The organism is Terriglobus aquaticus (assembly GCF_025685415.1).
GTDB classification, from domain to species: Bacteria; Acidobacteriota; Terriglobia; order Terriglobales; family Acidobacteriaceae; genus Terriglobus; species Terriglobus aquaticus.
The window spans coordinates 2,186,052-2,198,544 of record NZ_JAGSYB010000001.1; the positions used below are offsets into that span (position 1 = coordinate 2,186,052).

17 protein-coding genes are annotated in these 12,493 nt (G+C 57.7%); 8 read left to right on the forward strand and 9 right to left on the reverse strand.

The window, feature by feature from the left end; translation table 11 throughout:
- Positions 1-479 precede the first annotated feature (479 nt).
- Positions 480-653 carry a hypothetical protein gene (locus tag OHL12_RS09180; RefSeq protein WP_263413522.1) on the forward strand — a complete coding sequence of 58 codons (174 nt, stop codon included), beginning with the start codon at positions 480-482 and terminating at the stop codon, positions 651-653.
- Between the two features lie 421 nt (positions 654-1,074).
- On the opposite strand, the gene OHL12_RS09185 is transcribed toward OHL12_RS09180, so the two are convergent.
- The 3 genes from OHL12_RS09185 to OHL12_RS09195 all read right to left on the reverse strand — a co-directional run bounded on the left by OHL12_RS09185 (position 1,075) and on the right by OHL12_RS09195 (position 3,922).
- Positions 1,075-1,821, reverse strand: coding sequence for a DUF1353 domain-containing protein (locus OHL12_RS09185; RefSeq protein WP_263413523.1), 747 nt, complete (start codon positions 1,819-1,821; stop codon positions 1,075-1,077).
- Positions 1,822-1,847: 26 nt separating this feature from the next.
- The gene (locus OHL12_RS09190) at positions 1,848-2,648 is read right to left on the reverse strand and encodes a tyrosine-type recombinase/integrase (RefSeq protein WP_317889836.1); all 801 of its coding nucleotides are present in this window, start codon (positions 2,646-2,648) and stop codon (positions 1,848-1,850) included.
- A 140-nt stretch (positions 2,649-2,788) separates the two neighbouring features.
- Complete coding sequence (locus tag OHL12_RS09195; RefSeq protein ID WP_263413524.1) at positions 2,789-3,922, reverse strand: site-specific integrase; 1,134 nt, start codon at positions 3,920-3,922, stop codon at positions 2,789-2,791.
- Between the two features lie 126 nt (positions 3,923-4,048).
- Between OHL12_RS09195 and OHL12_RS09200 the strand changes: the two genes are divergently transcribed.
- The 3 genes from OHL12_RS09200 (at position 4,049) to OHL12_RS09210 (ending at position 5,998) form a co-directional block, all read left to right on the forward strand.
- Entirely contained in the window at positions 4,049-4,258 is a 210-nt protein-coding gene (locus OHL12_RS09200) for a hypothetical protein (protein WP_263413525.1), read from the forward strand.
- A 589-nt stretch (positions 4,259-4,847) separates the two neighbouring features.
- Positions 4,848-5,585: an acyltransferase family protein gene (locus tag OHL12_RS09205; RefSeq protein WP_263413526.1), complete on the forward strand. Its 738-nt coding sequence runs from the start codon at positions 4,848-4,850 to the stop codon at positions 5,583-5,585.
- Positions 5,582-5,998 (forward strand): acyltransferase family protein, encoded by a 417-nt coding sequence (locus OHL12_RS09210; RefSeq protein ID WP_263413527.1) that lies wholly within the window; start codon positions 5,582-5,584, stop codon positions 5,996-5,998. Before OHL12_RS09205 ends, OHL12_RS09210 begins: the two co-directional genes overlap by 4 nt.
- A 13-nt stretch (positions 5,999-6,011) precedes the next feature.
- Here the strand turns inward: OHL12_RS09210 and OHL12_RS09215 are convergent, their stop codons facing one another.
- The gene (locus tag OHL12_RS09215; protein WP_263413528.1) at positions 6,012-6,407 is read right to left on the reverse strand and encodes an SOS response-associated peptidase; all 396 of its coding nucleotides are present in this window, start codon (positions 6,405-6,407) and stop codon (positions 6,012-6,014) included.
- Between the two features lie 185 nt (positions 6,408-6,592).
- On the opposite strand from OHL12_RS09215, the gene OHL12_RS09220 reads away from it, so the two are divergent.
- Positions 6,593-7,333 carry a Crp/Fnr family transcriptional regulator gene (locus tag OHL12_RS09220; RefSeq protein ID WP_263413529.1) on the forward strand — a complete coding sequence of 247 codons (741 nt, stop codon included), beginning with the start codon at positions 6,593-6,595 and terminating at the stop codon, positions 7,331-7,333.
- A 578-nt stretch (positions 7,334-7,911) separates the two neighbouring features.
- On the opposite strand, the gene OHL12_RS09225 is transcribed toward OHL12_RS09220, so the two are convergent.
- Together OHL12_RS09225 and OHL12_RS09230 are read right to left on the reverse strand one after the other, a co-directional pair.
- Positions 7,912-8,397: a DUF4231 domain-containing protein gene (locus OHL12_RS09225; RefSeq protein WP_263413530.1), complete on the reverse strand. Its 486-nt coding sequence runs from the start codon at positions 8,395-8,397 to the stop codon at positions 7,912-7,914.
- A 596-nt stretch (positions 8,398-8,993) separates the two neighbouring features.
- On the reverse strand, positions 8,994-9,941 hold the full coding sequence (locus OHL12_RS09230; RefSeq protein ID WP_263413531.1) for a P-loop NTPase family protein: 948 nt from the start codon (positions 9,939-9,941) through the stop codon (positions 8,994-8,996).
- A gap of 438 nt (positions 9,942-10,379) precedes the next feature.
- Between OHL12_RS09230 and OHL12_RS09235 the strand changes: the two genes are divergently transcribed.
- From OHL12_RS09235 to OHL12_RS09240, 3 genes are all read left to right on the forward strand, one after another.
- Positions 10,380-10,631 (forward strand): hypothetical protein, encoded by a 252-nt coding sequence (locus OHL12_RS09235; RefSeq protein ID WP_263413532.1) that lies wholly within the window; start codon positions 10,380-10,382, stop codon positions 10,629-10,631.
- Between the two features lie 209 nt (positions 10,632-10,840).
- Positions 10,841-11,014: an HNH endonuclease gene (locus OHL12_RS17420; RefSeq protein WP_399262197.1), complete on the forward strand. Its 174-nt coding sequence runs from the start codon at positions 10,841-10,843 to the stop codon at positions 11,012-11,014.
- Entirely contained in the window at positions 11,011-11,196 is a 186-nt protein-coding gene (locus OHL12_RS09240; RefSeq protein WP_263413533.1) for a hypothetical protein, read from the forward strand. Before OHL12_RS17420 ends, OHL12_RS09240 begins: the two co-directional genes overlap by 4 nt.
- An 18-nt stretch (positions 11,197-11,214) precedes the next feature.
- On the opposite strand, the gene OHL12_RS09245 is transcribed toward OHL12_RS09240, so the two are convergent.
- From OHL12_RS09245 to OHL12_RS09255, 3 genes are all read right to left on the reverse strand, one after another.
- The gene (locus tag OHL12_RS09245; RefSeq protein WP_263413534.1) at positions 11,215-11,766 is read right to left on the reverse strand and encodes a hypothetical protein; all 552 of its coding nucleotides are present in this window, start codon (positions 11,764-11,766) and stop codon (positions 11,215-11,217) included.
- A complete protein-coding gene (locus OHL12_RS09250; protein ID WP_263413535.1) occupies positions 11,766-12,098 on the reverse strand; it encodes a PadR family transcriptional regulator in 333 nt (110 codons plus the stop codon). The genes OHL12_RS09245 and OHL12_RS09250 overlap by 1 nt, the downstream gene beginning before the upstream one ends.
- A gap of 191 nt (positions 12,099-12,289) precedes the next feature.
- Positions 12,290-12,472, reverse strand: coding sequence for a hypothetical protein (locus OHL12_RS09255; RefSeq protein ID WP_263413536.1), 183 nt, complete (start codon positions 12,470-12,472; stop codon positions 12,290-12,292).
- Positions 12,473-12,493: the final 21 nt, after the last annotated feature.

Consider the following 12,493-nt stretch of genomic DNA (forward strand, 5'->3'; position numbering starts at 1 on the left):
CTTCTGGTGGCGCATCTCTCTTTCATGGAGAGCTCTGCGGCTTCGACCGGCTTAGCCAACTGATGCAGCAGCGGCCCAGCCGAACACGTCGCAAACACGGCGGCAAGCTTTCTTCAGGATGATGACATTACTGTGCTCATCGTCATGCGATTGGCAAGTGCCTGAGCCAGATTTCACCGTCGAATGCGATTATGGTGGACCGATCGCCCCCGAGCCAGATTGCGATGATAAGTCTTCTCGGAAGTCATAGAGCGATGCTGCGCGAATAGCCCGTGAACCACTGGCATCCCTAGGCGATCGCGAGGAGGCGATGGCCTCTGGCTGTGCTCATGCGAACGACTCAATTGGCGCATGTATTCACGCACAACGTGATCAGCGAAATGCGACTTCTTAGTTAAAGCTCGGCAGATGTGAGACATGCCGTTGGCCCCTTCGTTGATCGCTGGACAAGGGAAAGGCGAGACGGGGAGTAGCACCGCATGGCTTTTTACTGGGAAGGTGATCATCTGCTGGACGACGGCGGTCCGTTCGATCCAAAACAGTTTCGGCAGCTCATTCGTGAACACATGAAGAAGGTCCCGGCCGATTCTGCTGAGTATGCCGAGCTGGATTATTTGCAAGCAATGTATGCAGGGGAAGAAGAGGAGACATAGCAGATCAGCGCATTGCTGCGTAGCTTGGTCCGGTCGACTCGACAAACTTCCATGAGATTGCTTGCGGCCTGCTAGACTCGCGCCAATGAATGCCTCGGCGGACGACAACTCGGCTGCCAAACTGTCTCTCTGCATCTCCATGTGCAATCTCGAAAGAACAGCGGATACGTTGCGACGTTGCCTCTCAGCAACTACGAGCATCGTTTCGAAGGAGAAGCTGCAAAACTCGCTCAAGGAAGTCGAACTTTCGCTAGACTTCGCACGCCATGCCTTGGCGGCTTGCTCTCTGTAGAGAGCACTACTAGCAATCAACTTGAGGTATTTCTGAGCCTCATGCGATCGACGGGGCTGATCGTACTGTGCCGAATGACTCGCCACACGTGTCGTTCCTACCGGCGGAGAGACAGAACCTCCTAGACCTTTATTGCGTTGCGGCCATCAGCTTCAAGCCCTTGGTTTCGCGTTCAATCATGGCGTCGATGCCGTCAAGATCAAGGTCAGTCGCGGATTGGACAACCCGCTCAGCCTTGGCTTGAGACGGGCGATATCGCACGGCAAGTTTCTGCGGCTGTTTGGAACCTCGTCTTGTTTGGAGCAGCTTCGCCAGTCGAGCCGGACGAATCGCTAGGTCGTCAGCGAACGCAATCAGAGGGTCCCGCTGCGTGTCAGCGAGACCGGTGTGGTCGATGGATGCTGCAATCTGAAAGACCGCCCCGGCGTGTTCCCCTTGCGACTTGCCTTGTACCGACTCTCGCCTGGTCGCAATCAGAGCGCGGGATTGCGAGAGGATAGCGTTGCTGACAGCGTTCTCGCTCCACTTTGGGCCGCCCAGCATCACGCCTGCGTACATCATCTTCGCTTGCGATGTGCCGACGCCTGATGTGAGCATGGCCTCGAAGAACATGCGATGAACAGCACGCCAGGGTCTCGTCCGGACATCGCAGTACCAGTCGTGAACGACAGATGCGTCGCGGTACTTTCCTTCGAAGGGTCCGCCAAGAAGAGTCCAAAGAAAGCGCGGGATCGAAGCGCCATCGACCCGGGCTTCGGCAGGAACGTCCCAGCGCAGTTCCGCGATGTCAATGTAGGCGAATGGCTCCTCAATCTGCATGTTGCGGCCATCGCTCAGCCAGGTTGCGACGACCTTCCCCTCGTAGTGCCCCGTCATTGCAGCAGGATAGCTCCCGACGGTGGTCAGAGGCGTGTGAGAAAAGCCAGCAGCCGCGGATCGTCGTTCCAAGTTCGACGATGCTTTGCGGGACTGAGCTTTTCCAGGTCTTCCCGGAAGCGTTCTGGTGTGAGCGCCAGGAACTCCTCTGCTTTACGAAGATCCGCATAGCCCATATAGGTTGAGAGTGCCGGGAGCAGCACATTGAGGTCTGCCCCTTGCTGAATCCAGCTCTCGATCCTGTGAACTGCAAAGGTATAACGGAAATCCTGAAGCCTTGGCGGTTTCCCTCCGATGTCGTTCCCAGTTTTCACCTGTTGGGTGAGGCGCTGGAAGCGCGCCCCCAGATAGGCGCGAGACAATGGCGAGCCATGTCGATTGCACAGGAGAACGTCATCAGCTCGCTTTCCGCCAATCACCCTTCTCAGGAGCTTTGCCAGCGGGACCGCCACTGGGATCCAGCGCTTCGTGGCGCTAGAGCCCAAGCCGATGATCCGGCGTTGAAGATCCAGATCAGAGACTCGTAAGCGCAATACCTCAGTTGCGGTCGCACCTGTGGCGTAGAGCAGTAGCAAAGCGATGCGAAGTGTCTCTGCGTCACAACTGAAACTGGTCGATTGACAAACGACGGCGCCCTCCAGCAGCGCGCGTATCTCATCCTTGGTGTAAATGCGGGGCGGCCTCTGCTCTCGATTCCTCGGAAGGGGCGCCAGGCAAAGATCTTGAGTGCGTCCAAGTGCTTGCTGGTGAGCAAAGAAGCACTTTATCCCACTGAACACGCTCGCCCTGGTTGATGCCGCTCGCCCGGGCCTGCTCACGTGGGTCACAACCAAGTCCTGTGTGACGTCCGCGAGAGCGATATCGCCGCAACAGCGGCAGAAAGCCTTGAGGGTTGCCGCGCTGCTTATGGCGGTCGAGCCGACTGCTCGCCGATAGGCAAGGTACTGGTCGACAGCGACTGCAAGCTTCAAACAAGCCCCGAGAGGTCGAAATCGGCGACTCGCCGCAGCGCCCGTTCGTCCGAGCGGGCATAGATACTCACGCTGCTCAAGTCACGATGACCAAGGAATAAAGCGATGCCTTGCAGAGACGTTCCTCGTCGAAGCAGTTCAGTCGCGCAAGCGTGCCTCAGTGCGTGTAGACCCCAATCGCGCTGAAACGCGCCCGTCGCCCGCATGACTTTACGCATGGACGGTCCGAGGTTCTCAGCCGGTCTATGCGGCCGATGAAGAGTGAGAAACACGTGCCGGTGATTCGTGTGAGGGCGAACCTCTCGAAGGTAGCGGATGATCGCATCGCCAACTTCGGGCTGAATTGGGAACGTCTGCACACGGCCGCGCTTTGCACGTCGGATTGTCAACGTTCCTTGCCCCCAGTCGAAATCATCCAGTTTCAACCTCGCAAGCTCACACCGCCTGAGCCCGTAGATCGAAGCAAGGAAGAGGATGGCCCTTGCGCGGCACTCCGAGGGCACAGAAGGGTCGAGCGCCTTGAGCATCCGACGAACCTCTTTCCATGGTGGCCCGCTTGGGCTTGTGCCTCGTCGAAGCACCGGCCCGGTCTGTATGGTCCGGCTCAGGCCGGTCTTGGACCAACCCCGTCGTTCGGCAAAGCAGAAGAACATGCGAAGGGATCGACCGGCATTGGCCACCGTGCGGCGGCTCCATCCCGCCAAGGTCTGCGCAGCTAAAAAGTCCTGCACATGGTTCGGGGTGATCTCGTCCAAGCAGTTTCCTTGTCGATCCGACCAGTCCAGGAACGCAGCAATTGGAGGCAGGCTGCTCCGTACGGTAACGGGTGAGTACCTTCCTTCGGAGAGTAGAGCGGCTTCAAAGGCGGACAGCAACGCAGCGGAGGGGCGCTCGCCCGACCTCCCCTCCGTGTATAGGCCCAAGAACCGGAACCAGCTTCGAGCGGCCGCGGAAAACTCTTTCCGGGCGCCGGCTCCCGCACCCGATCTTCGCTGAGTGAGCGCAGAGGCTATCTCCCGCTTCCCAATGCGGCCTTCCAGCCCAGGTCGAACAGCTTCCTCAACAACCAAGATCGACGAGGCACGCTCGGCGATGTACCTCTTGCTATGTCCTGCTGTTTCCAACGTCATGAGGTAGCATTCCCGCTCCTGAAGACGTGGTGCTGTGAGGTGACGTGTGAGAGCGTCCCGATGGATGAACAAACTGCGGATCGTTGGCGCGGTTTCCAGTCCGACTGACACGGAGAGAGCCTCTTAGTGCGCGCTGCTATTCTTGCGAGCATGTCCATAGACCGGACGCCTGAAGAGTTCACGGATTATGTGAAGCGCCTGGAAGTGCTTGCGTGGCATCTTGTGGGCGAGACGGAAGAGTACGAAGCACTGATGGAGGATGGGAAAGCGAACGGGCGCACCTATGTACAGGCACTCGAATTGTTGGTGCTCACGAAAAGTGGTGGGATTGATTAGGTAGCCTTGAGCATGCTCGACAGGAGACAGAGACTCCTGATCGCGCGTACATCCTGGGGCTTAAAGGCGCAGCGAGCGCGGCGGGATTGCTGCGCTTCAGGGCGCTGCTCGATCCATGACGGCATTGTAAAGACACTCGGAGCACTTGTTGGGGTTGCTGGCGCTGGCTTGTCCGCACAGAGGGCATGGGCGACGGGACATCCACGATTTATAGAACGCCCGGAGCCGCTCAACCAGAAGTCGCGCCGACATGAACGAATCCTACCAGAGAGAGAACAGCGGTTGAAGCACCCGTGCAGTTCTTCCTCTTGTCGGCCACACCTGCCAGCATCAGCAGATCATGCGGGCGGTAAATACGCTGACCAGCATTCGAATATGGGTTTGCTCCCCAGCAAGATTTAGTGATTGCAGCACCTGGGAGGTGCTGCTGTTGAGGTTCTTAGCTGGGGCGAGAAGTCACGGAACACCTACGTACTGCGTAACCTTAAGGAAAGCTTAAGAGTAACTTACTCTAGAAGCACTGGGCTTCCCATGACAGCGGCTGAAACGCTTTGAGCGCAGCCATCCAGCTTATTTGGGGCGTCGGTTGGTGTCCAGTTCACCCGCAATTACCAGCACCGGGCCTACCCCCATACGCAAAGGCGAGGCGCACGTCTACGCGCTCGATGGTCTGCGCGGCGTTGCGATCCTTATGGTGTTTTTCCACCACCATAGGCTGTTTTCGCATGGTTGGACGGGGGTCGACATCTTCTTCGTTCTCTCCGGGTATCTGATTACCTCGGGCCTACGTACCGCGCGTCATGAGCCGCACTTCTGGAAACGCTTTTACGTGAAAAGGGCTGCGAGAATTTTGCCGCCCCTCCTTCTTGCCTTGTTGGTATGCGAGGTTTTCTACCGGCCCGTCCATAGCAAGTTTGCGTTTTACGTGTTCACCTTGGGCGACTACGCGAGCGCATCCGCTCGCTTCGCGATTCCTTCCATCCTGGTGCTGTGGTCCCTGGCTGTGGAAGAGCACTTCTACCTACTTCAGCCGTTCGCCATCCGGTATCTGAGCAGAAGATCTTGCGCTGTGCTGTTTGTGATTGTCCTGGCTTGCGAACCGATTCTGCGCGCGATCTTCAGTTCCGAGCACAATGCGCCATACATCTACTTCTTCACGCCGTTTCGCCTGGACGGGCTCTCAGCCGGGGCACTGCTCGCGCTCTTGCTGGAGAACCAAACCGCGAAGATGCATGTGCAACGCTTCGCCAGCTACTACGGCATCGCCGTCGCAGCGATAGCTCTGGGTCTTTCCATTCGCTTCCCTGTACTTTCCATCACGCGATGAATTCGCGCCTGTTCGACAGCATCGGATTTACTCTCGTCGCATTCGGATCAATGGCGCTGATTGCCTACGTGCTCACGCATCCCGAGTCCTTCGTCTCGCGTGTTCTGCGGTGGCGCGTGCTGGGCTTTCTGGGCACCATCAGCTATGGCATGTACCTCTTTCACCTCTTCTTTCTGGACGCGGCGCGGAGGCTGTTTCGGATGACAGAACATCAAGCTGTAGTCATCACGCTTCCTCTTACGATCCTTGCCTGCTGGCTTTCGTACCGTTACTACGAACGCCCGCTTGTCCTGTACGGGCGCAAATGGCTTGACCGCCAGGGGTACAGTAGGGCCTCCCACGAAGGATCTAGCAGCCTTGGGACTTCTCCGGCGCCAGAGATTTCGCAGCGAGGTGAAGCCTTGCCGAGTTAGCTGACTGAGGGAGCTATTTGCTGTTCAGCAACTCGGGATGATTGTTGCGAACATTCCCGACGTCTTTGCTCACCGGCCGCTTGCTCATCTCAGCCGCGGGGAACGGCTTCAGCAGGTGGACGGGCGCCGGGCCCTCGCGCAGGAGCCATTCGTCCCAGTCGCTTTCGTGCAGGATGACGGGCATGCGGTTGTGCACGTCGCGGGTCACGTCGTTCGGCTCCGTGGTCAGAATCGTGAAGCTCTGCAGCCAGGTCTCGTCCGCTTTGTTGTGCCATTCTTCCCATAGACCGGCGAAGGCGAAGGTCTGCGCTTCGGCCGCGTGCGGCGCGTGGACCTTCAAGGCGTACGTCTGCTTCGCGGCCTTGGCTGGCTTCTTCGCCGTGATGTCCGGCTCGGATCCGCAGCGCATCAGCGCTCCATCTCAGGTCCCGCATGCGGCCCACCAGCTCGGGAGGCATCAGCACAGTCACGATACAAGGCGTACGCTTGAAGTGAGCCCGTAGGACGCAGCCCCCCTCTCGCTCAGTAGTTCGCAATTTCTCCCGCTAAATGGATGGCGGCACTCCCTTGCGATTTCCTCCAAGGAACTTACCCGTGGCCTTTCCCCATTCGAACCTTCTTCTCGCATCACTACCAGCCGATGTGCAGGCTAAACTGTCTGCCGATCTCGAACCTGTTCTCCTTCCCGTCAACACCGTCCTCTTCGAGCCTGAACAGACCCCTCGTTATGTCCACTTCATAACTTCTGGCGTCGCGTCGCTCGTCACTCAGATGGCCGCCGGCGAAGGGGTCGAGGTTGGTCTACTCGGACGCGAGGGACTTCTCGGCAGTCTTCAATTGCTTGGACCACATCGGGGATCAGCTCGATGCTTCATGCAGATTGGGGGCAGCGGCCTTCGAATGGACTTTCGAAAGTTCCAGAAGGCCTTCCTAGAGAACCCAGACCTGCATCGTTTGGTCCTGCAGCATGTTCAGTACGACGGTCTGAACCTTGGGCAGCTTGCAGCGTGCAACCGGGTTCACGAGATTGAAGAACGTTTAGCCCGATGGCTATTGATGGTCGAGGATCGTCTTGGAGAGCCGGATCTGCCGCTTACCCAAGAGTTCCTTGGGCAGATGCTCGGGGCTCAGCGATCAACCGTAACATTAGTCGCCGGAACGCTGCAGCGCGACGGCCTGATTGAATATCACCGAGGGCATGTCAAGATCGTGGATCGGCCCGCCCTTGAGAATGCTGCCTGTGAGTGTTACTCAATCACTCGCAAGCTCTTTCAGAACCTCTATCAAGGAGAGCGGGGTGCCGTCCCGAGAGACGGCCTGCGAACGTCGCACTGATAGCGTCCCTGCTGGGTCTCATCAAGCCCTTAATAAACCGGCAACGGAGCGTTGGTGCGATTCATTCTCATGAAATTTTCGATTCGTGAGACGCTGCGCACAAGTATCTCAACTATTGCGGCATGGGTACGACTTGAGGATTGCGATGCATTCCGCCCTGTCGTGCAGCAGGAGCCAGTGGCTGACGGGAGGCCCTTTGTGTTCGGGCTGGGATGGCAGAAGCACATACTCCAGCCTTCGTCCGGTGCCCACGTCAGAGCGGCATGCAGCGCAGTCCATGGAACCCCAGAGACGGGCCAGCAGTGGGCGCAGAGACGGAGCCCGCGGATCGATGCGTCGCGCGCCGGTAGGTAGCCTAGGCAGGCCGCGCAGGTTTCGCCGCGGCACATGGCTAGGTGCTGCTCCAGGTCGATACCGAGGTTGGGCGATGCCGTCGCGAAACCTATGCTTGCCATGAGGCGAAGGATAGGCGAAACCGCTGTGGAGGGCTGTGGAAACGGCAGGTAGGCTGGTTCTATGGCTGAAACCACACTGCAGGCCCGGGTCAATATAGTCGCATTTTGGTCACCACGCAGCGATCATTTGGCTTTGCTTTCTGATCGGAGCTGCAGCCACGAATCATTCGATTCAGCGATGACATCTTCAAACTTTCTGAAGAGGGCATCTACTTCTTCTTGCTTAATGTCTGTGCCACCTAACATCAAATAGTCCAAGCTGGCCTTGATGGAAAGTAACTGCGCGTGTGTCCTGGTGTACTTGACCCATAATCCTCTATGGTCGAAGAACGCTTCCCATGCGCCAAACACAGTGACAAGCGCACTGAAGCAGAGCGCGGTGTTCTTCAGGTAAAGCATCGCGTTCTTCGAATCTGGTGCTTGAATTCCCAAAAAAATGGTCGTCAGGGCGCTAAGAGTTGTGCCGGCGATGTGGAGCCAAAAGGCCTTCTGCTTGTTCTGTCGGCGTCGAGCTTGGAACGATTCGATCCTGCCCGTAAGCATAGTCGCCAGGCACTGTGCCCTACTTTCCGCGGGCGCGACGATCTGCGATTGAGGATCCGGGGTCACGTCGAATGCTCCTAGCTGAATGTGTGAGCTTTATATCAACGCACAGCCGAAATTCCACCAACCTTTTCGCTGTCAGCGAGGATGTTTTCAGCGCGCGGTACACGTGAAGGACCAAACAGTTCTGCCTTGGTCCGGTCCATTACGACGCACAGAACGAACGGGACGGAACGGGCAGGCCAGAAACGCGTCCCCCCTGTGCCGAGTCCGGCGGGCGTCCTCGCACGTGGGGTAGGGGGTCGAAATCCGTCAGCGCAGGCGCCCGCCGAGACCGGGCCCCTGGCAATTTTTCGCATCCACAATTCGTTTTTGCGGCTCCAAATACAGAAGGGCCCCAGCTGCGCTGGAGCCCTCCATAGATTGCGTGATCTTGCTACTTCTTCAACGATTCCGCTGCTTTGCGCAGCACTGCGAAATCACGGCTGCCGAGAGGACGAGGTTCGGCGCCTTCTTTCTTGGAACTTCCAGTCTTGTTGCTCAACTCTCGATATGTCTGCCCGATTCGCGGGGTCCGCAGTGCTTCTCGGTAAAGGACCGTGCTGCTCATTTTTGATTGCTCCTGGTAGTCAGATTGCCAGATCTGCGTCGCGATTCAGCAATTACGATTCAACCGCACCTGCTGCAGGTTGTGCGCCGTCAACAACCGGCGCTTCTTCGTCATCCTCATGGTCGAGCTTCGGAATTGTCAACGCCAAAAGAAGTGGCTCAGGAGTCGTCAGATGCTTTGGTTCCCAGTGCTCACGAACGAATTCGCCCAAGGTCACCAAATCTTTAGACGGTTTCTCGACAGATTTGAAGATTTCTGTCGCTTCTTTGCGATCGATAACGAAGCCATGAGTCGGGTAGGCAGCGACGAGCCTGGCAAGCCCACCGGGCTTCAAATGGTTCGCTCCAAGTCGAGAGCCGTACTCGCTTGCGATGCGCATCGCGCGATCAAATTCTGCAACGCGCATGGGATCTATTTGACTGAAGATCTCACCGAACAGACTCGTTGCCATCCGCGTCGCGATCTCGGACGCGCCCTTCGTTCCGAAGAGCAAATCTTGATTGAAGCGCAGTTCTTTGAAGCAGTCCTCGAAATACTTGATCGAAAGATCTCTGATCGATTCGATCGCATGCATGGGCGTGAGACTAGAGCTTCGCTCTCCGACCTCATCGCCTTTTCGCAGCTGCACGTCAATAGGCCCAAGTTCGGCAAAGTCGGACATGATCAAGTGGGTAGCGCCAGTTGCGAGAATCGTTCCGGCTGATTTACAGCGCGAATCGACGAACAGGTAGAACTTACCGGCGTCCTTCGGCTCGACGTCTGGCTGATCTCCATTGCCACGGTTGATTCCGTACTCTTCTTGCAAGCAACGCGCGATTCGATATGCTGCGTTCGGATCGCCACCCAAGGTGGTCAACACAAGCAGCACGTTCGGGCGCTTCTTGTAAGCTTTGCAGCGTGCAATGAAGTGATCATCGAACGGTCGATCAATCGATCCTACATAGAGGAGGATGTCAGCGTCGTAGGCATCTCTCACTGCCTTTAGAAGCTTTTCAAACACGTTTAGCGCCATATGAGTTTGGTGGAAGGGTACCAGCTTTAACGGTTTTGCGTAATTATCCGTCTGAATTCGTCAAGGCACTTTATTCTCTGGTCCAAGCTCCATTGCGTGCGTAGTGCCAGGTCCGCACGAGCGGGTTCTTCGAAGGGTGCAGGTAGCTGCGGGTCGTCTTGGTCTCGACCTGGTCGAACGTCAGAAGCGCACCGCGCAACCCTCGACGGCCTCTCTTCGCGGCATCGGCAACGGCTTCCGAGGGAGCGCCGCTGCGTCCGCTTCGACCTGACCCCCGACGCTTACGACAAGCCTTCAAACTGACTGCGCTGCCGGCCACGCTATCGTGAGCCGGCGGGCCTCGCGCTCGGCAAGGCTGACCCGCTGGGCCGGCCAGAGTCGGCCGTCGCGACAGTCGAGAGGCTGATTCGCTCAGCGCACGCCAAGTTGTCAGGGCGCCTAAAACGAATCAGCAGGACCGCTGCGGCCGTCCGCGACGCCAAGGCAGAAGTCGAAAAGGCCAAAGAGGCGGTCGAGCAGCAGTTCGTTGAAATCGAGAGGCTACGCAAGGAGTTCATCGAAGCCAACGATGTCCAGCAGGTGCACCTGAGCGCACGGAACGCAGCCGAGGCGCGACTTGCGGAAGCTGAGAAGCGTTACAACTTCTACACCGCCGAAGCCGTGTACCACCCCTTCTAGATGCCGATGCGTGCCGCACGTCCGTGCGCGCATCCCGGCTGCCGTGGTACCGCAGCGATCGGACTCTTTTGCAGCTCCCACGCAAACTCCCTTCGCGCGACCCGGCCCTACGACGACTGGCGCGGATCTCCCCGGGAACGCGGCTACGACCGCGACTGGGCGGTGGTCCGCGTCCAGGCGCTTGAACGGGACAGCTATGAGTGCCAGTGGTGCAAAGCCCCGGCCGACTCAAGCGCGCCACCGATGTGCACCACATCGTTCCGATCCGGGTCGCTCCCTGGCTCCGCCTGGTCCTGAGCAATCTGGTCTCGCTCTGCAAAGAGTGCCACTCCAGCATCACAGCCCGGCGCGACTCAACCTTCGCGCACAGGAGATCCGTTTGACCGCTGCAGGCAAGATCCGCCGAGCCTTCCGTCACAAGCACGAGCGCGCCACCATGCTGCGCTACAGCCAAACCCGCGCCGGCCAGCACGCCACCGAGGCGCAGATCCGCGCGGCAAGCCGCCAACTGCTCATGAATCACACCGCCGCGCTCCGCCGCGACGGCGTGATTGCCGCACCCTAGCAGCCGTGGACTCAATACTTAACTACTTCGAAGCAGCCACTTCGTTACGGCGTAGAGTAGAGACCGTGCAGCGTAAGCACAGGCCAGCAAGACATGCCACCAGTAATAGATCTTTGCAGCGCGTGGTCCAAATTCTGGCACGAGGATGGTTGTAAATTCCTCTTCTAAGTCGCCGACCAGACCTTCGCGAAACCGGCCAGGCACGAGAAGCAGCAGATACTTAGCGGCTTTGGGCGGCTTTTGAGCCTGTCTCAGCTCGTCAGGCAACCCAGCGTGATGACCCAGAGTTATGGCTTGGAGGGACATGCTGGCGTGCTTCGAGAGCGTTACAGCGAACTTGAAGAACTGAAGCGCAAGTCTGACCTTGAGTGACTCGCTGCTTGTGATTTGCTGTCCAGCAATGGTATGGAAGTGTTCTGCATCGATCACATGCAGGTCGGCGCTGATCCGCGAATGCCCTTGTTCATACACGTACAGATTCCCGTGTTGCTTCCTTACCGCCTCGTCGAGGAACACATAGGATCCGTGGACAAATTCTGCATTGTTCGATTCCTTTTTCGCTCGCCCCATTACGCACCTCCAAAGAGAGGTTCGAGCCCATGGGCCATCGCGGCTCTGGCTGCATAAGAATTGCGCAGTCCAGCTTGGCCAGCCGCCTCGACTTTGAAGAACTTCTTGGCTCGACCTCCCCGCTCTGGAGTGGATTCACCATAGCGAGATGAAACGAAACCCTTCTGCTCCATGCGGTCCAATGTGGTTGATATGGCCCCTATCGAACACGAGCGACCGATCCTCGCTTGGATCTCTTGCTGTATCGCGAATCCATAAGCGTTCGCACCCAATCGAAGGACCGCCAAGAGGACGATCTGTTCAAATTCACCTAACCAATCCTTTTCTGACATCGGCACCCACCTCGCTTACTACAATGTAGTAAATGATTGTAGTGGTGGTCAAGTCTTCCATTCAAAGCCGCGCGCCTTTAGTCGCGCGGTAAGACAAAAGACCGTGGCTGTGGTCGCAGCTCCTCATGCCGCTGGACCCGCTTCGGCGTAGATCCCGGGGAGATGCACCACAGCCACAGGTGCCGCTTCGATCAGAGCTCGACTCCTTGCACCGTCTGCCGGAAATCTTTTTCCTGAAGCGCCTTGGCGATCTTGAGCACATCCTCACGAAGAAGTGTCAGAGCTTCCTTGAGATTTTCGCCAGCAAATTCCTCGCGCTCGACGTCTTCGAGTCTTTGTTCCATGGCCTTGATGTCTAATTCCGAAAGCGGCATTGCCTCTCCTCCTAAGTAGCT